Genomic DNA, 22,381 nt, shown 5'->3' with positions numbered 1-22,381 from the left:
AGTCTGTTTAGTGACTTATTAAGTAAATATTACTCGTGTTTACACCGACAGCTTTTTTTGTAACTTTAAACGCCATTCTTGTGCTAGTTCGGGAATGGTTAATGCGTGATGTAAAATGGCTTCTTTGTCTGGGTATGTATTATCAAAATAAGCCTGAAACAACGTCATAACAGACACACTCTGCTGTGCTTTTTTTTGAATAATCACAGAGTCTCCTGTTTTAGCTTGGCCAGGCTCTAATACTCTAAAATAGACTCCGGTGCGATAATAACGAGTAAACAACTTTAAGCTGTCTTTATTATCAAGCGCGATTGCCAACTTAAAACACGGTACACGTGGTTGACTCACTTCAAGTAAAGCACTGCCTATTCGGATTTTATCACCAATGGCTATTTGCGCTTCATCGAGCTTAGAAATCGTAAAGTTTTCGCCAAACACGCCATAACGCAGTTGCGGGTTATTAAGTGTTTTTCGCCAATAATCGTAATGCCCTTCACTAAAGGCATACACGGCTTTATCAACCCCACCATGATTAACTAAGTCGCCCTGTTCATCACCTACAATATGAAACGTGTTTATATCAACACTTTGTTCAGTGGGTTGCTTAAATATGCCTGTTTTAACTATTTTACCCTTGTACTGTAGAGTTTTAACGGGTGAAATATTCGTTGATATTATGCGCATTTATGACTTCCACTTATCCAGTGCATGTTTATCACTTTGTTTAAATTCAACCCACTTTGAACTGTGTTCAAAATGCTCTTTTTTCCAAAAAGTAGCCTGGTTCTTTAAATAATCCATAATAAATTGCGCACCTTCAAATGCCGCCAATCGATGTTGACTACTCACACCAACAAACACAATTTGCTCACCCAAAGGTAAATACCCAACTCGATGTACAATCACTATTTTACCTAACGACCAGCGTACTTTGGCTTGCTCGGCAATCTTAAGCAGTAGTTGCTGCGTCATGCCGGGATAGTGTTCAAGTTCAAGGGCAATTACGTTATCGCCTGCGCTAAATTCACGCACTAATCCAGTGAAGGTAACAATTGCGCCATCACGTTTGTTGTCGCTTAAGCTCTTGTGTAAGTCGCCTTGATCAAAATCTTCGCTTTGTACTTTTATTAAAATGCTCATTAACCACCTGTTACAGGTGGAAATAAGGCAAGTTCATCACCACTGTTAACCACGGTATCGTTACCGACCATAGTTTGATTAAGTGCCGCTAATAGCTCTCGCTCGCAAAGCCAAGGTTGCCAATTAGGCTGCTGAGAAGCTAAATCGAGTTTAATTGCCTCAATTGTCGCGGGTTCAGTTAAGGTATATACCAATGAGTCGCAGTTTAAACGCTCTTTTAATTGACCAAAAAACAGTAAGGTCACTTTGCCTGTGCTGTTAATCTCGCTGCCAGTCACCGTGTTTGCCTCCGCTTTTTTGTGTTACTTGTATACCATGGATTTGCATTGTCGGATCGGCTGCTTTACACATATCAAACAAGGTTAGCGCAGCAACAGAGACCGCGGTTAACGCTTCCATTTCAACCCCTGTTTTACCGGCTAATTTACAATAGCTGGTTATTTTTATTTGCGTTTTGGCCTTGTCTATTTCAAAGTCAACGGCCACCTTGGTTAATGCCAACGGATGGCAAAGAGGTATTAAATCGGCACATTTTTTTGCCCCTTGAATGCCTGCGATCCGTGCAACCCCCAGTACATCCCCTTTTTTATTTTCGTTTTGAATCACTTGCTCAAAAGCAAGGCGGCTCATACTAATAAACCCCTCTGCATGCGCTTCACGTAGGGTAATGTCTTTAACAGACACATCGACCATATGGGCTTGACCGTTCTCATCGACATGACTCAACATGTTATTGCTCCCGTGACTCACATTTTTTACCTATCGTAATGTGCGGGGCAAAATTACAAGGCCGATGACTTGAATCAAGTTGATCTTCGATGATACCCGTCCATGCTGTTTTGCACGCACCGGTGGAGCCCGGCATACAAAATATAACCGTGTTATTCGCCAAACCAGCTAAAGCACGAGATTGAATCGTTGAGTTACCAATTTCACCATAAGAAATATGCCTAAACAATTCGCCAAAACCATCTACCGACTTATCAAATAAAGGAGCAAATGCCTCTGGGGTTGAATCGCGCTCAGTAAATCCTGTGCCACCCGTAACCAAAATAGCGTGAATTGTATTATCGGCAATCCACTGTGAAGCAACGGCGCGCATTTGATAAACATCGTCTTTAACAATGCTTTTATCGGCTAATGTATGCCCTGCACCTTGTAATGCTTGTACTAAGTAATTACCGGAGCTGTCGGTTTCATCATTACGGGTGTCGCTGACTGTTAATACCGCAATATTTAATGAAGTTTTATCTTTTGTTGTATGAGTCATTATTTCTTCTTTTTGTCTAGGATGTGCGTTAATTAAACCAAAGGAGACGCTAGCACATCGTTAAATTGTTGTGGTGTATTGGTGTTTATTAAGGTGTGCGTTTCGTTGCATATCACTGATTGTACACCAATAGTATGTAAAAAATATTTAATCGACTTACCGCCGTGTTTATTAAGTAAAATTGCACTTAGTTGCTGTTTTACCGCTTGAGTGTTTTTTATATACACCGGCAGAGGCTCATTATTTAGCTGCCATGCGTTCATATCATTCGCTTGTAAAGTTGCAGCATTGGCTAAATTAATTAGCTGTGCGGGGGTTAATAATGGCATATCCACTGCACTTATCAAAACATCTAATGGGCTTGCCATTAACGCAGAGTAAATACCACCTAGCGGGCCCTTATTTGGGTAAATATCGCTGATATATGCAGGGTTTTTACTATTACTGTTGCGACTAACTAACACTTCACTGGCCCCAGCGCGTCGCAATAATGTTACGCTATTATCAAGTAACGATTTGCTGTTAAATAATAAAGTGGCTTTATCTTGCCCCATGCGTAACGATTTACCTCCTGCAAGCACAACCCCAACAAAAGCCAAACTTAACCACCTAACATAGCTAAATGAGTGGTGGCGCCCGTTAAGCGTTTATCTAACTCATGACTAATGTGTTTATTACTCATTGCCGCTTCTATCGCTTTAGCGGTACCAGGAATATCTTGTTCTGTAAGCAGTGAGCGTAAATCAATACCTTGCTCGGCAAATAAGCATAAATGCAGTTTTCCTAGTGCTGATACACGCAGGCGATTACAGGTTTTACAAAAATCTTTACTGTAGGGCATAATTAAACCAATACGTCCCTGATACTCAGGATGAAAGTACTCCTCTGCTGGGCCGTTTAATTTACCTCTAACAACTTGTAACCAACCTTGTGCTAATAATTCATTTTTAATGGTTTGGCCACTCAAATGGTTAAGTTCAAAAAATTCACTTGTGTACCCTGTTTCCATTAATTCTATAAATCTAACGGTCACTTTATTGGTTTTTATCCAGTGTAAAAAGTCGCTTAATTGATTTTTATTGAATTGCTTAGCAAGCACTGCATTAATTTTTATATCTTTAATACCTAACTGCTGCGCTCGCTCAATCCCTTTAATAATTTGCTGCAACTTATCGTGGCCGGTGATCAATTTAAACATACTAGGATTTAAACTATCAATACTGACATTTAATGCATCTAAACCCGCTTCTGCAAATTCATCAATTTTATTGATTAAATTAAAACCGTTGGTTGTAATCGCTACTTTTTCTATATTTGGGGTGTTTTTACACAATTTAATAATATCGGTAACATCTTTACGTAAACAAGGCTCACCGCCGGTTATACGTACTTTTTTTGTACCAAGTTGTGCAAAAGCATTCACTAAAGTGGTTATTTCGTCTTTAGATAAAAAGTCTCGCGGGGTGTCACATTGATACCCATCTGGTAAACAATAAGTGCAACTAAAATTGCAGACATCGGTGATCGACAACCGCAAATAGTTAAACTGACGACCAAATTTATCGTTTAACATGTTATTTGCTCCTTTGTGTTTGTGCGTTTTTATCACGCTGCTGCCATAGTTGTTTGGCTTTATTTAAACACATTTCAACCGAATTAGGGGCGATTAAATACAACATCACGGCAATAGTCCCAATAATCGCAGCTTCACCGTATTCATCACTTTGCTGTGCAAGCCACACTTGCTCAAGCTTAGCACTTGATAGTTCACGGTCTTTAGTTTGCCAGCTAGGTAATAATTGCGGGAACGTAATGCTTTCAATATGGTTATTAAACACCCGATGTACAATGCATTCTCGTTCAGGGTTAAGTTCAATTTCGCCACCATCACCACGAAAACATGCCACATTATTTTCATTTAATAATTTAGCGACTTCAATATGACGCAAATCAAAATCACGATGATACACGCCGTGTAAACTTACCGCAGCGTTAGACGGGTTTAACATACGTGCTAATGTGTTAGCGCAAGAACGCAGGCCTAAGGTTTCACGTAGCTGAATCAATTCATCAAGTGCTGGATTGATCACCGCTAAATCCATGTAACAAGCGCCAACGGTGGCAATCATTTTATTGGCGTGCTCTACGGTAGTCGATACTTCGTAGCCAAGTTCTTGCCATACTTGTTTTAAATACAAACGCTGCGAGTGTGGCTCACTGGTTCCATGTAAAAAAAAGGTATATCCATGCTGTACCATGGTTTTAATAGCCAACATTAACCAAAATTGGTGGCGTCTTTTTCCGGCATAACAACCTAAATCAATATCAACCGGTGTAAGCGAACTTAAACTACGCATTGTTTTGGTTTTAGTGGCCGTTAAAAAACCAGCTAATTCTTGTTCTGATTCTTCACGTACCCGCAATAGCATTAAAAAAGCACCAACCTGTTCTGCGGTGGCTTTTTTTTCAAGTACCGCACTCATGGCATCTTGTGCTTGTTGAAAATCTAAATACTTACCTGCTTTTTTACCTTTTCCTATCAATTTTATATATTGACTGAAGTCATTACTCATAGTTTTCCTATTTTTAATGCGACTTTAAATGCACGTTAAGATAAAACAGCCACATCAATTATTTCTTCTGTATATAATCTACCATGTTGTTTAACCAATTGGCTAAGCTCTGTTTTACATGAGCCACAATTCGTTCCACACTTTAATTGTTCACCTAATAATTCAACACTGTTACAACCAGTTTTTATTGCTTCTATAATAGGGTTTTCTCGTACCTTAAAACAACTACAAATTTGTCGCCCTTGAGTAAACTCTGCATCTGGGGTTGCACTTAGTAGACCCTGCAATTGCACATAACTTAACGTGTTTTGTGAAAATAAATGGTTTACCCACTCAAGTGACACCACCTGTTGCTGCTGCGTCATTATGGCTGCAAACACTAAGCGATTATTTTGTAAACATTGAATATGTGTTCCCTGCTCAGTACTTTGTCCTGACCACTGTCCTTGTAAACCACTGACACTTTGACACCAATAAAGTAAATCATCTTCGGGTTTTATCAACGCAAGTTGATAATTAACACAATTATTTGCGATTACTTTAAGCCAAAAATCTGCAGTAAACGTTAAACTTTGATTCACAAAAATTTGCATATACTGGCTATATTCAGCACGCTCTATATTCACCGCGGCGTGTTTACTCTCAGGTTGCCCTGAGATTGGATCAGCAACCGATTGGTACAATTGGCTTACATTCGCGGATGACGCAAACTGTTGATTCCAATGGATCGGCATAAAGCACTCACCTTTGCGCACTGAATCACTCACTTTTGCATGTGCTGTAACTCGCCCGGTTATGGCGTTGGCGTGTACTAAATCATCGTGCTTTATTGCTCGCTTTTTCGCATCTTCAGGGTGTATTTCTATGTAAGGCCGAGTTACGTGTGACGCTAAGGTCGCGGCTTTTCCAGTACGAGTCATCGTATGCCACTGATCTCGTACCCGCCCTGAATTCATAACAAAGGGGTAATCAGCTGAGGTTTTTTGCTCAGGTAATTTAGGTGTAATCGCAATAAAGTGGGCTTTTTTATTGTCGGTACTAAAGCGTAAATCGCTAAATACTTGGCCATTTAAGTAAGGTTTATCAGCATTAACAGGCCATTGTACTGGTTTAAGTTGATCATACTGCTGAGCGGTTAATTGGCTCAGACCTGATAAGTTAAGTTGACGTTGGCCGTTATTTTCAAACGCCGTCATACTCGCCCACTCGGCAAATATTTCACTGGGTTGATTAAATTCAAACCCCGAAAAACCCATTTTTTTAGCCACTTCACACATAATTTGCCAATCGTGCTTTGCCCCTGCATAAGGCGCTACTAAGCCGCGCTGCCTTGAGATCCGACGTTCAGAGTTAGTCACCGTCCCATCTTTTTCAATCCAGCCTGTAGCGGGTAACACAACATTAGCATATTCAAGCGTGTCGTTTTTAGCAACACAGTCAGACACGACCACTAGCTCGCAACTAGCAAGAGCCTGTTTTATCGCTTGCCTATTGGGTAAACTTACCAAGGGGTTTGTAGCCATAATCCATACTGCTTTAATTTTACCTTTGGCTATCTCATCAAACATATCAATGGCTTTAGCGCCGGCTTTGGTGGCAATTGTGGGTGATTGCCAAAAGCGTTTGACTAATGATTGATGGTGCGGGTTTTCTATATCTAAATGGGCGGCTAATTGATTAGCTAAGCCCCCGACTTCACGCCCCCCCATGGCATTTGGCTGACCGGTAATTGAAAATGGACCACTACCCGGTTTAAATATTTTTCCCGACGCTAAATGTGCATTGATAATCGCATTACATTTATCAACCCCTGTATTAGATTGATTAATCCCCATTGAATAAAAAGTAATAGCACTGTCGCTTTGTGCAAACATTTGATAAAACGTAGTCACTTGCTCAACACTTAACTCACAAAACTCAGCAACCTTTGTAATCGACCACTCACTTGCTTGTAACAGCGTTTGTTTAAACCCCGATGTATGCTGCTCGATAAATGCATCATCAGTTTGATTTTGTTTATGTAAATACATTAACAAACCATTGTATAGTGCTGCATCGGTGCCTGGTTTTAACTGTAAAAAATGATCGCTAAGCTCAACAGAGTCGGTTTTACGTGGGTCAATCACGATAACTTTCATCGCGGGATTTAACCGTTTTGCTCGCTCCATACGTTGAAATAATACCGGGTGAGTCCATGCAGCATTAGAACCAATTAAAATTAATAGCTGTGTTTGTTCTAAATCATCATAACTACAAGGCACAACATCTTCACCAAACGCCCGTTTATAACCGGCCACGGCCGATGACATACATAAGCGTGAGTTAGTATCAATATTACCCGAGCCAATGTAGCCTTTCATCAGCTTATTAGCAATGTAGTAATCTTCTGTAAGTAATTGACCTGAAACGTAAAATGCTACACTATCAGGGCCGTGCTCAGCGATAACATCGTTAAATCCTTGAGCCACATGATCTGTGGCTTCGTGCCAACTCACCGCTTTATTATTAATACGCGGAGCAGTTAAACGGTTGTCATTACTGGTTGTTTCGAGTAAATGCGTACCTTTAACACATAAGCGACCAAAATTAGCTGGGTGATCAACCATGCCCACTAATTTTGTCGGCGTATTATTTGTAAGGGTAATGTCAACGCCACACCCTACGCCACAATAGGCACAGGTCGTTTGTTTTAAACTAGGGCTCTGTTGCTGTGTTATGTTATTAGCCATGGTCATCTCTTTTAAATTTTTTACTGGGGTTAAGCACTTTTCAGTGATGTTTATACAGGAGTATGCGTACTTAGCTCTAACGATTGCGCTAAGGTATGGTCAATCACGCTTTGCACTAATTTTTCACACCCACCACACCCTGTACTGGCTTTTGTTAAATGTTGAATTTTGGCTAAGTCGTTATGCCCTGCTAACACGCCATGGGTAATACTTTGTTTATCTACTTTATGGCACGCACAGATAATGGCATCATCGGGTAAATCGGCTGCACTGAGTGTGGCAACTTCTGCCGCTAATGGCATGATAAGCGATTCGGGCGCGACGGTTAATTCTATCGAATTTAGGTGATATAACAGTAAATTATCGTAATCACTGGTATCGCCGACTAACACTGCACCAATTAATTTTGTACTTTGCGCATTCGTGACTACTTTTTTATACACGCCTGTGAGTTGATCTTCAAAAAAGAAGCTCTTTGCTCCCGGGGTTTTAGCATGCGCATCGCCAATAGAGCCGACTTCTACCCCCATGAGTTTTAATTTTGTACTCATGTCGGCACCTTTAAACTGTGCGTCAGAGTGTGTTTGGCCTATATGCTCTGCGGCCACTTTAGCCATGCTGTAACCAGGGGCAACTAAGCCAAAAATAAAATTATTCCACAACGCGCATTCGCCAATTGCATAAATATCGGGGGTTGATGTTTGGCACTGATCATTAATCACAATACCGCCACGTGGGCCTACTTCAAGATTAAATTCACGCGCTAAATTATCAAAAGGACGAATCCCTGGCGAAAATAAAATCATGTCGGTTTCAAGGGTCTCTCCCCCTTTAAAACACATTTTATAACGGGCGTTATCTCCATTAATTATATTTTCTGTCGCCATTGAGGTGTGTACATGCACGCCTAATTCATTAATTTTTTGCTTTAATAACCGACCACCAGCACTATCGACTTGTACACCCATTAATTGTGGTGCAAATTCAATTACATGTGTGTCTAGGCCTAATTTTTTTAAGGCATTAGCCGCTTCAAGACCCAGTAAACCACCGCCAATCACAACACCGACTTTACTATCTGCTGCTGATTTTTTTATGGCATGTAAATCGTTTATAGTGCGATACACTAAACAATGTTTACCATCACTACCTGGGATAGGCGGTACAAAAGGAAAAGACCCCGTAGCTAATACTAATTTATCGTAAAAAAATTGCTCACCTTGGGCTGTTGTGACTGACTTAGCTGATTTATTAATGTGGGTTACTTTTGCATTAACAGCAAATGTGACCCCCCAATCAGCATAAGTTTGTTCATTCGTTAATGCTAAATCAGTTTCGGTTTTGCCACTAAAAAAAGACGATAATTGTACGCGATCATAAGCGAGTCTATCCTCTGCGCTTAACACGGTAATATCTAAATGATCTGTTAGTTTATTTTGCGTAACAAGTTGTTGCACTAAATGATGCCCAACCATACCATTCCCAACAACTACGACCCGTTGCTTACTTGGCATTATTTCACCTTCTCGACCCACTTTATGCTTGCTAGTTAATACGTAGCGATAGCTCACTTATATACTTTTAAATTGCAAGTACTAAGCCAGTAAAAAATAAAAATAAAAACATTAAAAATCATATGTTTAATTAAATAAAACCACAAAGCAGCACCAGCAAAACGCATGCATTGCACCACTTTGTGACACTGCTTTATTAATTGTGAGTGATCAGTTTAAAACTTAGCTGAAACCCACACCCATAACTTTTGCGTATCCACTTTATTGGCACCGCTATCACCTGCTGAATAATCGGCATATTTAACACCCACGGCATATTTTTTAGCGATTGGTTTTACATACTGAATATTAATTTCACTGCCTAAATCATCAACGGTGCTGGTGGCTTCATTGGCAGAGTAATTATGATAAGCCACTAACCATTTACCTTTAAACGCTTTACCCGTAGCACTAACATACAAGTCATCTAACCCTTGCGCGGGGGTCGTTAAAAATGTATCAGCCCAACCATTAAATTTATGTAATGTGGCCAGGGGGGTTGAAAAACCATAGTTAGCATCATCTGAACCTAATGACTCAAAACCTAGCTTTGCAGTGATCCCTTTAAAGCCATACCCAACTTCTAACATGTAATAGTTTGCATCAAACTCAACGCCAGCGGTTTCAGATGACTGTGTTGCTATCTCACCTGAATAAAGTACAGTGCCGCTATCAAGTTTTTTCTTTCCTTTAAAGCTCGCACCAAAAGTATTTAAGCTATTATCTGTTAAATCATCGTCACTAAGCAGGTAGCTATACACAACAAACTTTGCAAAGTCTGTGTTAAAGCTGGCATTAATTAAATGATCGGTTGAATCAATATCTCGTGTATCGGCAAAAATACGATTGCGTTTGTTTATAAAGCTATACTGTAGGGCAATATCTTTAGAAAACGTGTAATTTAATGTCGCTGCATCAAATGTTTGTCTATCTTGTCGCCACCCCACATCACCGACAAAACGCACGCCATCTAACTTAATAACCTGACGCCCTACTTTGGCACTAAATGCATCTTTTTTATATTGAATAAATCCCTGATCAAGCTCTGTACCTTTAGGATCAGCAATCACTGAATACTCAGTGTAATCGCCTTGAGTGTTGTTATAGTCACTCACGCCTAATAAGGTTCTTACATCTTCAAATTCAACCACACCAGAGAAGCCGTTATACTCATCGGTTTTATGTGTCAAACGAGTCCTTAGTGTTAATCCGCTAGCATCTTTTGCTGTATTATCTTGTTCTACACTTTCAAAGCGTAATCTAAAATCTAGATCAGTTTGAGCTGCCTGCACCGCAGGGACGCTTAACAAAGCGAAAGAAATAGCAATTGATAAACGTGTTTTTACTCTAAGCATGGTTGGCCTCATCATTAGTTTGGTTTATATATAAGTACAAAAATTAGTACCACCGATAAACACAACGATATTAATTTCCACACCATCACGGGGGAGCGTTGCAATAAAGGCGGTTTATTCACGTTGATTTGTAAATTTGGGTTAGGTTTAGTGATATCGTAAACAAATTCTGAAAACGCTTGATACCTATACTCAGGTTTAGGTGCCAGCGCTTTCATTAAGGCTTGATCAAGCCAAAACGGGATATCCGAACGATATTTTCGAATGCTAGTATATTGCCAATGACTGTAATCATTTTTTAATGCTTGGCTGGCTAACACCGGTTTATAAGGTAATCGTGAACTTAAAAGCTCATATGCAATCACCCCTAACGAAAATAAATCGCTTTTAAAATCGGCGTGCATCGTCAAAATTGTTTCTGGGGCTGTATAATCAGCAGTGCCTTGTGGGCAATCATCAGCTAAAACTTTTACTGATTCATTCATGGCACCAACACTCACCGTACCATAATCAATTAATGTCACTTTGCCGTGAGCATCAATCATTATGTTATCGAGTTTTAAATCGCGGTGTATCATATCAAGGCGTTGAAAAGCACGTAAAGCGTGTACAATTTGGGTAATAATACTTCTAACTTGAACAATTTCTAAATACGGTTTGTCGTGTTTATATTCATCTAATGTTTGGCCATCCATATATTCACACACATGGTATAAAAACTGGCTATCAGCTGCGGTTGACAACACTTTCATGACATTTGGATGATTAATTCGTTGTCCTACCCAACCTTCTCTAATAAAACCTTGTAAGTAATGAAGATCTTCTTCGAAATACACCGATGGCGTTTTTAAAACCATCAAAGGTTCTTGGGGTGAGGTTTGTACTAAATAAATATGCGAACGAGCACTTGCGTTTAGCACCCTAACAACTGTGTAGTGATCTATTGTATCGCCAACATTAAGTACATTCGGTATTTTACGTCGGGTAAGCGCTTGATAAAGTTCATCTAAATTGTGCTCAGGTAAGGCATTTATTTTAACTAATAAGCAGCTAACGTTATCATCGCTACCTTGCGTTTGGGCTAAATCAACAATCGATTGTGCCGCATGCTCTAAGTCGTCGTGTTTATTTATTTCATCGGCTAACTGTTGTTGCGTTAAAAAATCATGCACTCCGTCACAGCTTAAAATAAAAATATCATTTTGTTTTAATTCACATTCGAATACATCGACTTCTTGATGAAGCTCAGCGCCGAGTGCTTTGGTTAAACTGTTATTAACTTTATGATCACGCGTTAAAGGCTCAATCACTGATGCGCGTAATCGCGAAATACGGGTATCACCTAAATGAAAAATATACCCTGTGGTCGATTTTAAAATAAGCGCACTGAATGTCGTCATCCAATCAGCTTGCCTGTGATTTGTATAACGTTGATTAACTGACTGCGAATAAAGCCATTGGTTTAAGCTTGTTAGCACTTTAGAGACAGACTTTTTAACCGACCAACTATCGGGCGTATTTAAATACTCAGTTATAAAATGAGTAACCGAAATAGTCGCCGCTTCCTTTGCATACTTAGCCGATGAGCAACCATCGGCTAAACACGCAATAACCCCTTTATTTTGCTTTTCTTGTGCTTTTGTATTGAGTGCTGCAAACGCATCTTGGTTTAGCTCCTTAATACCTTTGCTGGTTACGCCACCAAAGCTAACTAGCAAATCGTTGGGGGTATTGCTCATTTTATCGCTCACTTAGGTTACTGAAATCAGCTCAACAGAGCCATCTTCGTTTACTTCAGTGATATGCCCTTGTGGTTCTTTCATAAAGAATAAAGCCACTAAACCAACCAAGGCACTGGCGGCAATAATAAAAAAGAACGTTTGGTAATCAACTAACGACAAGGCTGTTAAATACACCACCGCCCCCACATTCCCATATGCCCCGGTCATGCCAGCAATTTGGCCTGTTAAACGGCGTTTAATTAATGGTACCGCCGCAAATACCGCTCCCTCACCGGCTTGTACAAAGAATGAACACGCCATTGCTGCAGCCACTGCCAACCATAATGGCCATGACGCATCAACCAATCCCATTACAAAATAACCTGCAGCTAAACCAGTTGTTAATACAATTAAGGTAACACGACGACCGCAACGGTCAGATATCCATCCTCCTCCCGGTCGTGAAGCTAAATTCATAAACGCATAAGCTGAAGCTAATAAACCGGCATACACCATATCTAATGAAAATACATCGCTAAAAAATAATGGCAGCATAGATACCACCGCTAATTCAGATCCAAAGGTTGTAAAGTAAAGAATGTTTAATACCGCAACTTGTTTAAAGTCATAACGCTGTGCTTCGGGTACCGGTTGTTTGAATACATGCGCGTTTATTTGAATCGTTTTATAAACTTCGTACAAATAAAGTAAAACTAAAAATATATAAGTGGCAATTACAAAGTTAGCAGAGAGTAAACTCGCCCCACTTGGTGAAAGCTTCCATGTTAAAAGCGCCAATGCGCCATACATAGGCAGTTTCATAATGAGTAATAAAATAAAATCGCCTTTGCTGGTTACTTCCATTGCGCCAATTTGTTTAGGTTTGAAGTAAGTGGCTCCTTTAGGTGTATCGGTTACATTTAAGTACCAAATAACCCCAAATATGACACTTAATACCCCTGTGAGACCAACGGCATAACGCCAGCCATCATCACCACCAAAAAACAAAGCAATTAAGGGCAGCGACATAGCTGCTGCCGCTGAACCAAAGTTACCCCAACCACCGTAAATACCTTCCGCGGTGCCCAGTTCATTTGCGGGGAACCATTCACTCACCATGCGAATGCCAACAACAAAACCCGCACCAATAAAACCTAAAGCAAAACGGGCAATGGCTGCTTGCTCAAAAGTGGTTGATAACGCAAACATAAAACAGGGAATACTACATAGGATAAGTAATGCTGCATAAACAATACGAGGACCAAATTTATCGGTCAGCATGCCAACAACAACACGGGCGGGTATTGTTAAGGCAACATTTAAAATAAGTAATGTTTTCACTTGTGCCATGCTAATCCCTAAAGAATTAGCAATAGCGCCTAAAAGAGGTGCATGGTTAAACCATACAAAAAAAGAAACAAAAAATACCATCCAACTTAAATGCAGTATTTTCATTTTTCCATTAAACGAAAGTAACTTGAACCCTGATTGCATTGTAAAATCCCAAACATCTATTTAATTAAATAATCGCTACTAATTTGTTAATTATTAGTAAATATCAACATTTACCACACTGCAAATACCACGCCAAACCTTTTAATTATTTAATATCAATAAGTTAGTTAATTAAAGGAAATAAATATCGTCACATCGCACCAACTTAGTGAAATCGCAATATCACAATTGGTGCAAAGAGAAAATTATAAAACACCTTGCTCTAAGTTTGGGCTAATTGTTATGGTGCATAAAAAATAAGGACTACCATGAACAAGCCCCCTTTAACGTACCAACAACAACTACGCTATTCGCGTCATATCATGCTGCCTAGTCTCGATATAGCGGGACAAGAAAGGTTATGGCAAAGTCATGCTGTCATTTTAGGTGTCGGCGGGTTAGGCTGCGCTGTAGCGCAATACCTCACAGCATCGGGTGTGGGCGAACTGACTTTGATAGACAACGATATAATTGAATCACACAATTTACAGCGCCAAATATTATTTAACGAGCAACATGTAAACCAATCTAAGTGTGAAGCCGCCAAACAACAGCTAAATCAACTCAATAGTGAAATAACCATTAATGCACTCACTCACGCGCTGTCCGACGATTCACATCATGAAGAATTAATCTGCCGAGCTGATATTATTATTGACTGTAGCGATAATTTAGAAACTCGTAACTTATTGAATGAATTGTGCTTTAAATATAAAAAACCATTAGTTTCAGGCTCTGCAATACGCATGGAAGGTCATGTTGCTTGTTTTACTATGCAACCTGATAGTCATTGCTATGGCTGTATTTCACAATTTATTAGCGGACAAAGCCAAAGTTGTTCCGAATCGGGCGTGTTGTCGCCTGTTGTCGGCTTGATAGGCAGCGTACAAGCCACCGAAGCAGTAAAAATATTAGCGGGGTTACCCTGTGGGTTAAGCGAACATTTGTTGTTACTTGATGCACTCAGTATGAGCTTTAATAAATTTAAAATTACTAAAAGCCCCCAATGCAGTGTGTGCAGTTAGCTCTCTAGCTGCACGGTGGCCAGTACATCATCACCGATACTTAAAGGGGTTTTATCCCATACGATTAGGGGTAACTGACAATATAAATCTTGGCCATCCACGGTGAGAGTTAAATAACAGTCATTATCATGAATTTCCCACTCAACTAAGCGTGCAACTAACGTATTAAATTCATATATACCCGAGTGCTTGAGGCCAATAGTGATACCTGAACTTGGGATCACTAATCGTTTACCTAATTCAGCCGTGGCTTTTGAAACAACTAATGATTGCTCACTATTAGTGAGGAACATACGATACATGTTGTATTGCTCAACACGCTGTATAGACTCACAATGAATAATGTTGTATTTCGTATAGGTTTGCTTATCTAATGACTTAACAACTTGCGACAGTTCACCTGCGTTAACCACGTGCCCTAATTGTAATTGCACTAAGGTATCACAACAATAAACAAGTTCCTTTAACGAATGACTGACAATGACAAATCGAATATCGTAATCAATTGAAAAATCTATTAAAGCTTTTAGTGTTTGATAACGGGCCTGCCAATCTAACGCGCTAAAAGGCTCATCAAGTAGAATAGTTTTTTGCCCTGTTAATAGGGTACGGGCAAACACAACTCGTTGCTTTTCACCCCCAGATAAATTATCTATTTTACGCTCAAGCAAATCATGTAAACCAAGTCGATTCACTACCTCGGCAATACTGACTGTGTTTTGTTGTTTTGTGTGTTTAAAAATAAAGTTTAAATTGCCGGCCACATCTAAATGTGGAAATAGCGGACACGCTTGCAATTGTAAAGCAATACCGCGCTTATCAATGGCGACATCTGATAAAACCTGGTTATCAATTTTAACAAACTGGTGCTTTTCAAGCCCAGAAATACACCGTAAAAGTGTTGATTTTCCAGAACCTGACGGGCCAAACACACCGATTATTTTGGCTTTGTAAAGGTCTAAATTAATATCTAGATTAAATTGCTCAAGCGCTTTAAATAATTTTAGTATCATAATTTTACTATCACTTACCTATCGCTTGTTTATTAAATTTAAACAACATAACTAACGAGAAAAACGACAACCCTAGTAACACTAAAGACAGCTGATGTGCTGCGCTATAATCAAGTGACTCAACATGATCATACAAGGCTATCGACACCACTTGGGTTTCGCCAACAATATTACCACCAATCATTAACGCTAAACCAAACTCCCCTAAAGTATGGGCAAAACCCAGCGCAAAAGCGCTTAAAATACTTGGTTTTAATAAAGGCAATACCAAATAAAAAAACCGTGTAATACCATTTAGGCCCAATGCCATAGCGGCTTCGTTGTAGGTGCTATTAACTTGCTTAAACCCAGCTAGCAATGGCTGCATAACAAATGGCAATGAGTAAAATAAAGATGCGATTACTACACCTTGAAAACTAAATGCCAATGGCGAGCCGGTTAACCAAAACCAGAATTGGCCAAACGCATGATCTGGCGAAAACAAAACCAATAAATAAAAGCCCAATAAGGTGGGTGGCAGCACTAAAGGCATTGCTATTAACGCCTCGATCAATGCTTTAAAACGCCCATTATAATAACTTAACTTATAGGCTACAGGCATACAAAATACTAATAAAATACAAGAGGTTATTAGTGCAAGCTTAATGGTTAGCCACAATGCTGTAATATCACTTTGTAACATCATGACGCTTTATTTTATACCCTAGTTTAACTAAGGACTGTTGGCTGCTTTCGCTCATTAAAAAGTCCATAAACTGTTGTGCGGCTTGTTGATTTGCTGAATTTAAAATAACGCCTTGTTGTAAAATTGCCGGATATTTTTTTTCGTCAAGCAATTGATACTCTTTGTATTTATTGTTGTTTGTTTTCTCATAAGCGCTAATAAGTGATGAGTAAGCCACTATGCCTTTACTGGCATTACCACTGTCTACAAATTGAAACGCATGGGTAATATTACTGCCATATACATACTCAAATGAAGCACTAAAACTGTGTTCTAAAAAAGCTTTGGCTGCTTTGCCGTAGGGCGAAAAGCGAGGATTCGCAATTGCCATTTTGTTACCTTGCAATGGGCTAGTTGGCTGCCAAAGAGCCAATTGCCCTTGTGCATACGTTACTAAACTAGCGTGTGCAGCACGCTGATTTGCAATTAGGGCCTGCGCGCGTTCTTCGTCAGCTGAAAGAAAAATATCAAAAGGTGCGCCATGCATAATTTGTGAAAATAAAACACCACTTGAAGCTGCTGACATTTTTATTTCAAATTGCGGTAAAGCCCCGTTACTTAACAGGGTTTTAAGTGCGGGTTTAAAGTTACTCGCCACCGCAATATGAAGCACTTCTTTAGCCTGTAAATCACACCCTAACACACTGCTTACTAACAAAAAATAACCGAGTAATGTATTGTAAACCTTTGCCATTGTAAGTATTGTTTTAATAAATTAATTTAAAGAAGCAATATATATGAACGATGTGTGTAATGCACCCGGTTTATTGCCCGTAGAGCAAGCAATTAGCAATATCCTCAACAGTATTTCGGCCACGACATTACAAGAAACCCTTGATATACATGACTGTTTAGAAAGAATATTGAGTACTGACATTGTTTCTACACTAAATGTACCTGCTTACAATAATTCTGCAATGGATGGCTATGCTTTGTGCATACAACCTGACAATTTGGTTTATAAACAAGTCGGTGCGGTGTTTGCTGGCGATACCTACTCAGATAAACTCTCACCAGGACAGTGTGTGCGTATCATGACCGGAGCCGCATTACCGCAAGGGGCTAATGCGGTAGTAATGCAAGAAAATACCAGTGTTGATAACGATAATATTACGATTACAGCCCAACCAAAAATTAACGAAAACGTCCGTTTTGCCGGTGAAGATATTGCACTTAATCAAGTGGTATTAGCTAAAGGCTGTAAGCTAAAAACAACCGATATAGGTTTACTCGCCTCACTAGGTATAGCCACTGTCAGTGTGTTTAAAAAAGTGAAAGTAGCCGTATTTTCAACGGGTAACGAATTAACGTACCCAGGCGAAACGTTAAAACCAGGTGCTATTTTCGAAAGCAACCGTGCCGTGCTTATAACGTCATTAAAATCACTTGGCGCAGAAGTCATTGATTTAGGAATAATCCCAGACGATAAAGCATTGATCACAGAGGCGTTTAACACCGCAGATACGCAAGCCGACGCGGTTATAAGCTCAGGGGGGGTCTCGGTTGGCGAGGCTGATTTTACTAAAGAAGTATTAGAACAAATAGGTCGCATTAATTTTTGGAAAATAGCCATGAAACCCGGCAAGCCTTTTGCTTTTGGTAAACTTCCAAATAGTTACTTTTTTGGCCTACCCGGTAACCCAGTATCTGCCACTATTACGTTTAAACAGCTCGTTGTGCCGGCTCTTGAAAAGCTTGCAGCACAGACGCAGATAGCTAAAAAAATGCGTTTTAGTGCTAAAGCCACAACACGCATTAAAAAACGCCCAGGTAGAACCGACTTTCAACGTGCTATCGCCGAGGTATCTGAAAGTGGTGAATTACTCGTCACCCCGTTGGCAAAACAAGGCTCAGGGGTTTTATCATCAATAAGCCAAGCAAATTGCTTAATAATCTTACCCGCACAATCGGCGAGTTTAGATGCAAATAGCATGGTTAATATTGAGTTTTTATAACATAGGTCACCCATAAAAAAGGCTGAACAATCAGCCTTTTTTAACGTAACAAAATACTGCATTTCAATTGCAGATACTATTTATGCTATTGATTTAACTTTTCTTTTGCTTCTTTCACTTTCTCAAAATCTAAACCAAGCTCATCTGTTGCTTCTTTAATTAAGTGAGGTTGAGTCATCACAACAGCCATTAACTGCTGTAGTTTTTCAGGTGCAATTCCTAACGTTTGAATTTGTGCCATGGCTAGCATTGGGTTTTCACTAAATGCTTCAAATAAAGATGTTACTTGTTCGTTGCTTACATTATGCTCTTGTAAAATCGCGATAATCGGATTCATATTTGACCTTTTATAAATTACTTGTGCTAATTACTCTAGTTTATATGGGCGCTACCATTAAATAAAAACCCTTTAAAATAAAAACTTATCAAGAGGTAACTAACACGACCTTGCCTGCATTTTCATTGGCTTCTAATATATCATGTGCTTGGCTAGCTTGTTGCCAAGCCACTGTTTTATAGACATTGAAATCAAATACTTTATCTACTAACTGTTGATAAAAACGTTTCATAAAGTCATTACGTAACTTACGCTTATACTCAATACTACGATTTCTTAAGGTTGATGCATGAAATGATATTCGCTTAGCCAATAATAAAGCAAAGTCTACTTCACTGTAACGGCCATCTAAAAATGCTAACATGATAATTTGGCAATCCATAGCAGCAATGGCGGCATTTTTATTTAGGTAACGCCCTGCTACTGGGTCAACAATGACATTTGCGCTCAGCTTATTTTTTTGCATATAGTCAACAAAATCTGTCGTGCGATAATTGATTGTATGATCAGCGCCTAATGCCTTTGCATGGGCACACTTTTCATCACTCCCGGCGGTGATAACCACGTTTGCCCCTACACTTTTTGCCATTTGTATTGCAGCGCCACCAACGCCACTGGCTCCGGCATGAATTAAAGCAGTCTCACCTTGCGCTAATTTACCTAGCCCAAATAATGCACCATAAGCAGTGAGGTACACTTCACTGATGGCAGCGCCTTCAACCATACTAATATTATCAGGTAAAGGCATTAATTGCAGTGCATCTACAGCAACATATTCACTGTAAGCGCCACCTGCGCATAAGGTAAACACACGTTTATTTAGCCACGCTTTATCTACATCTACGCCTATCTCAACAACCTCTCCTGCACATTCTAACCCAAGAATAGGACTATCACCTTTTGGTGCGGGGTATTTACCTTGGCGCTGCATACAATCAGCTCTGTTAACGCCAATGGCAGCAACTTTAACCAATACTTCGTTATCTTTTACTTGCGGTAATGCTGTCTCATTCATTACTAACGTGTTGTCTTCATGACTAATGTATTTCATGCCCTCTCCTATTACCCGTTTAATTAAAAGCGTTTAAGCGTGTACTTTAAGCTAGTAGCTCAATGGCTAAATGTAGATTCAATCGTTAAAAGTAGAATTACACGCATTAGTTTGATTTAACTTTCGCTTTTATAAAAAATGACTACTTGGATATGACATGGGGTTGTTCGCACTTTCATCAAGTATCATTGCGATGTTTTACTAAATTAATCTATCTTCGCAATAATTATTTAAGCCTGCACCAATTTAAAATAAAACAATAAAAAAACACATTTAAAAAATAAATACCGCACCAACTAAGTGCAATAAAAACAGATTACACACATGTAATATATAGGAGTAAAGTCGTTTTATTAATGATATTTATTGCACTAATAGCAATAAATGGATTTCTATCAATTTTTAACACTTCGCACTATTCATATTCAGCCCCTACCGTTTTTTGTTAATTATGTTTAAGTGTTACTTAATCTCATACGACGATAGTCGTTATTTTTTAAGCAAAAAAAAACGCCTACTCAATTACTTTTTGCAAAGTAATTGGGTAGACGTCTTCGTCTGGAAAAACACATTGTATGGAGTACCTGATTATTAAAGCAATATCAATGCCAGTACAGCATTAAATTAAAAACCATTTAAATTCAGTGCTTTACAATATTAATGATCGTTTGAATAAAGTGGCTCGCGCTATATGCGTGCAAAATATAAATTTTTCGCACCATTTTATCTCTATTTTTTACTCATTTTTAAAGTAACAGACACGCTAACATTCAAAGATTAAAGCAAAGCATATAATCAACAGACAAACCTGTACGATCACCAAGAGAAAGTAGCGACTCACTGTCTAAACGACAATACCAGGGATTAATAAAGTAATATCGGCCATAGTATAAATTTTTAAAAACAACATAAGCACGATTTATTTGAATAATTTTGATGAATCACAAGGTCTAATGTATTAACTTTGCGTAAAACGTAATGAATACTTATGAAATTACTATTTGTTTTATTGTTGCTTATACCTTTACACGTGTGTGCGCTTGAGGCGACCTTACATAATTTATCTTCATTGTCTCAAGCGGGGCAACAAAAAATCACTTTATGGATTAATCAAAGTATTGAAAAAACACAAAATACGCTAGGGCCTTTAAAGCAAACACAATTACCTATTTATTTAAAACCACGTTATGTTGCATTCGAACCAGTTCCTTGGGCTAAAGTTAAACGTACCAACCCCGATGGACTAGAATTACATATTGATCGGTATGCAAGTTTAAATGCATTTACTCGTGATTGGACTTTATATCATGAGCTATCTCACCTTTATTTGCCTTTATTGCCCTATACTGGTTTTTGGTTAAGCGAAGGATTTGCCAGTTATATGCAAAATGTCATTATGCGAGATAATCAGGTTATTACCCAAGCTGAATTTGTACAACGCTTAAATGCAGGATTTGAACGAGCACGTTTACAAACGAAAACTAAACAACAACCTTTAAATAAACTGTCAGCAGATATGTGGAGACAACGAGCTCAACAACGAGTTTATTGGAGTGGTGCAGCCTACTTTGTAGAAGTTGATTTACTTTTACGACAACAAAATAAAACCGTTGCACAGGTGATTGCGAGCTATCAATTATGTTGCAGGCCAGCTCGCTCAACTGCCAAACAATTTATTAGTTCACTGGATAAACTCTCTAAAAGTAATGTGTTTTCACTGTTATATAATAAATACAATAAACGCACCGACTTCCCTACGATCACAAAAGAGCAACTCAATTTACTTTAAACTACATAAATAGTGCAGATACTCACGATAAGCTTGTGCATTATAATTTTCCGATTTCGGGTTCATAAAACCATGTAAGTAATCTGCTTTAGTGCAGTGCACTAAGGATTTACTGCTCAATTTTGACATTACCTGCACAACATTAAAATGGTGTTCAGATTGAGCAAAAATAAATTCACAAGGTATCTTCGCATCGAGCGCAACATCATCGCGTATTTTTGAAGGATAAAAACCGATTATTTTTTTAAGGTGTGCATTTGTTGTTAATAACTGCGCACGCCAAGCAGCACTTGCCCCAGCACTAAACGCAATACATATGCTCTGTTCAGTGAGCGAATTAAAACAGTTAAGTACTTTATTAGTATAACCAGGGTGAGTACATTGCTTTATAAACTCATTATAATAATCAGCTTCATTTTCAATGCCTTGTATTGTTTTACTGTACGGGCTTATAATTGTACAAGCGCTATTTAAATCAGTACAAAACTCATTTAAGTGACTTGTTAATCCATAAATATCACTAATAATAATGTAATGCATAAATACCTTTTAACACATGTTGATAATTTAATTATAATAAAATGATAAAATAGCTTGCATATCACTTTTATTAAAGGTAAATTCCCTCTCTGGTTTTAAAAAACCGTAGCGG

At 38.9% G+C, this 22,381-nt stretch carries 22 protein-coding genes; 3 read left to right on the top strand and 19 right to left on the bottom strand.

Annotated elements, in window-relative coordinates:
- Nucleotides 1-39 precede the first annotated feature (39 nt).
- The 13 genes from J8L70_RS03415 to J8L70_RS03355 form a co-directional block, all read right to left on the bottom strand.
- On the bottom strand, nucleotides 40-684 hold the full coding sequence (locus J8L70_RS03415) for an MOSC domain-containing protein (protein WP_211054076.1): 645 nt from the start codon (nucleotides 682-684) through the stop codon (nucleotides 40-42).
- Complete coding sequence (gene moaE / locus J8L70_RS03410) at nucleotides 685-1,140, bottom strand: molybdopterin synthase catalytic subunit MoaE (protein WP_211054075.1); 456 nt, start codon at nucleotides 1,138-1,140, stop codon at nucleotides 685-687.
- Entirely contained in the window at nucleotides 1,140-1,418 is a 279-nt protein-coding gene (locus tag J8L70_RS03405) for a MoaD/ThiS family protein (RefSeq protein WP_211054074.1), read from the bottom strand. Before J8L70_RS03405 ends, moaE begins: the two co-directional genes overlap by 1 nt.
- Nucleotides 1,399-1,869, bottom strand: coding sequence for a cyclic pyranopterin monophosphate synthase MoaC (moaC, locus tag J8L70_RS03400; RefSeq protein WP_211054073.1), 471 nt, complete (start codon nucleotides 1,867-1,869; stop codon nucleotides 1,399-1,401). Before moaC ends, J8L70_RS03405 begins: the two co-directional genes overlap by 20 nt.
- 1 nt (nucleotide 1,870) lies before the next feature.
- Nucleotides 1,871-2,410, bottom strand: coding sequence for a molybdenum cofactor biosynthesis protein B (moaB, locus tag J8L70_RS03395; protein ID WP_211054072.1), 540 nt, complete (start codon nucleotides 2,408-2,410; stop codon nucleotides 1,871-1,873).
- A 32-nt stretch (nucleotides 2,411-2,442) separates the two neighbouring features.
- Nucleotides 2,443-3,009 (bottom strand): molybdenum cofactor guanylyltransferase, encoded by a 567-nt coding sequence (locus J8L70_RS03390; RefSeq protein ID WP_247664676.1) that lies wholly within the window; start codon nucleotides 3,007-3,009, stop codon nucleotides 2,443-2,445.
- A gap of 2 nt (nucleotides 3,010-3,011) precedes the next feature.
- Nucleotides 3,012-3,983 (bottom strand): GTP 3',8-cyclase MoaA, encoded by a 972-nt coding sequence (gene moaA / locus J8L70_RS03385; protein ID WP_211054071.1) that lies wholly within the window; start codon nucleotides 3,981-3,983, stop codon nucleotides 3,012-3,014.
- 1 nt (nucleotide 3,984) lies between these two features.
- The gene (locus J8L70_RS03380; RefSeq protein ID WP_348772127.1) at nucleotides 3,985-5,001 is read right to left on the bottom strand and encodes a glycosyl transferase family protein; all 1,017 of its coding nucleotides are present in this window, start codon (nucleotides 4,999-5,001) and stop codon (nucleotides 3,985-3,987) included.
- Nucleotides 5,002-5,018: 17 nt separating this feature from the next.
- The gene (locus J8L70_RS03375) at nucleotides 5,019-7,712 is read right to left on the bottom strand and encodes a nitrate reductase (RefSeq protein ID WP_211054069.1); all 2,694 of its coding nucleotides are present in this window, start codon (nucleotides 7,710-7,712) and stop codon (nucleotides 5,019-5,021) included.
- Between the two features lie 50 nt (nucleotides 7,713-7,762).
- Nucleotides 7,763-9,283 carry an FAD-dependent oxidoreductase gene (locus J8L70_RS03370; RefSeq protein WP_348772124.1) on the bottom strand — a complete coding sequence of 507 codons (1,521 nt, stop codon included), beginning with the start codon at nucleotides 9,281-9,283 and terminating at the stop codon, nucleotides 7,763-7,765.
- A gap of 158 nt (nucleotides 9,284-9,441) precedes the next feature.
- On the bottom strand, nucleotides 9,442-10,620 hold the full coding sequence (locus J8L70_RS03365) for an alginate export family protein (RefSeq protein ID WP_247664675.1): 1,179 nt from the start codon (nucleotides 10,618-10,620) through the stop codon (nucleotides 9,442-9,444).
- Between the two features lie 14 nt (nucleotides 10,621-10,634).
- Nucleotides 10,635-12,359: a bifunctional protein-serine/threonine kinase/phosphatase gene (locus J8L70_RS03360; RefSeq protein ID WP_211054068.1), complete on the bottom strand. Its 1,725-nt coding sequence runs from the start codon at nucleotides 12,357-12,359 to the stop codon at nucleotides 10,635-10,637.
- Nucleotides 12,360-12,371: 12 nt separating this feature from the next.
- On the bottom strand, nucleotides 12,372-13,835 hold the full coding sequence (locus J8L70_RS03355; protein ID WP_211054067.1) for a NarK family nitrate/nitrite MFS transporter: 1,464 nt from the start codon (nucleotides 13,833-13,835) through the stop codon (nucleotides 12,372-12,374).
- 269 nt (nucleotides 13,836-14,104) lie between these two features.
- On the opposite strand from J8L70_RS03355, the gene moeB reads away from it, so the two are divergent.
- Nucleotides 14,105-14,860 carry a molybdopterin-synthase adenylyltransferase MoeB gene (gene moeB, locus J8L70_RS03350; protein ID WP_211054066.1) on the top strand — a complete coding sequence of 252 codons (756 nt, stop codon included), beginning with the start codon at nucleotides 14,105-14,107 and terminating at the stop codon, nucleotides 14,858-14,860.
- On the opposite strand, the gene J8L70_RS03345 is transcribed toward moeB, so the two are convergent.
- Genes J8L70_RS03345 through modA form a run of 3 tightly spaced genes read right to left on the bottom strand, consistent with a single transcriptional unit; the run spans nucleotide 14,857 to nucleotide 17,291 of the window.
- Nucleotides 14,857-15,873, bottom strand: a complete 1,017-nt coding sequence (locus tag J8L70_RS03345) for an ATP-binding cassette domain-containing protein (RefSeq protein WP_247664674.1) — start codon at nucleotides 15,871-15,873, stop codon at nucleotides 14,857-14,859. The two genes, moeB and J8L70_RS03345, sit on opposite strands and share 4 nt — an antisense overlap.
- Nucleotides 15,874-15,883: 10 nt before the next feature.
- Entirely contained in the window at nucleotides 15,884-16,555 is a 672-nt protein-coding gene (modB, locus tag J8L70_RS03340; RefSeq protein WP_211054371.1) for a molybdate ABC transporter permease subunit, read from the bottom strand.
- A complete protein-coding gene (gene modA, locus J8L70_RS03335; RefSeq protein WP_211054065.1) occupies nucleotides 16,542-17,291 on the bottom strand; it encodes a molybdate ABC transporter substrate-binding protein in 750 nt (249 codons plus the stop codon). The genes modB and modA overlap by 14 nt, the downstream gene beginning before the upstream one ends.
- Before the next feature lie 43 nt (nucleotides 17,292-17,334).
- Between modA and glp the strand changes: the two genes are divergently transcribed.
- Complete coding sequence (glp, locus tag J8L70_RS03330) at nucleotides 17,335-18,552, top strand: gephyrin-like molybdotransferase Glp (RefSeq protein WP_211054064.1); 1,218 nt, start codon at nucleotides 17,335-17,337, stop codon at nucleotides 18,550-18,552.
- 85 nt (nucleotides 18,553-18,637) lie between these two features.
- Here glp and J8L70_RS03325 read toward each other — a convergent pair whose 3' ends face one another.
- Both J8L70_RS03325 and J8L70_RS03320 read right to left on the bottom strand, forming a co-directional pair.
- A complete protein-coding gene (locus tag J8L70_RS03325; protein ID WP_211054063.1) occupies nucleotides 18,638-18,889 on the bottom strand; it encodes a DUF2999 family protein in 252 nt (83 codons plus the stop codon).
- An 88-nt stretch (nucleotides 18,890-18,977) separates the two neighbouring features.
- Nucleotides 18,978-19,940, bottom strand: a complete 963-nt coding sequence (locus J8L70_RS03320) for a zinc-binding dehydrogenase (RefSeq protein WP_211054062.1) — start codon at nucleotides 19,938-19,940, stop codon at nucleotides 18,978-18,980.
- A 988-nt stretch (nucleotides 19,941-20,928) separates the two neighbouring features.
- Between J8L70_RS03320 and J8L70_RS03315 the strand changes: the two genes are divergently transcribed.
- Nucleotides 20,929-21,729 carry a hypothetical protein gene (locus J8L70_RS03315; protein WP_211054061.1) on the top strand — a complete coding sequence of 267 codons (801 nt, stop codon included), beginning with the start codon at nucleotides 20,929-20,931 and terminating at the stop codon, nucleotides 21,727-21,729.
- On the opposite strand, the gene J8L70_RS03310 is transcribed toward J8L70_RS03315, so the two are convergent.
- The gene (locus J8L70_RS03310) at nucleotides 21,721-22,269 is read right to left on the bottom strand and encodes a dienelactone hydrolase family protein (protein WP_211054060.1); all 549 of its coding nucleotides are present in this window, start codon (nucleotides 22,267-22,269) and stop codon (nucleotides 21,721-21,723) included. The genes J8L70_RS03315 and J8L70_RS03310 overlap by 9 nt on opposite strands.
- Nucleotides 22,270-22,381 lie beyond the last annotated feature (112 nt).

Source organism: Pseudoalteromonas sp. MMG010, from assembly GCF_018100905.1.
Lineage (GTDB): Bacteria > Pseudomonadota > Gammaproteobacteria > Enterobacterales > Alteromonadaceae > Pseudoalteromonas.
This window is presented reverse-complemented; position numbering and strand designations above follow the sequence as displayed.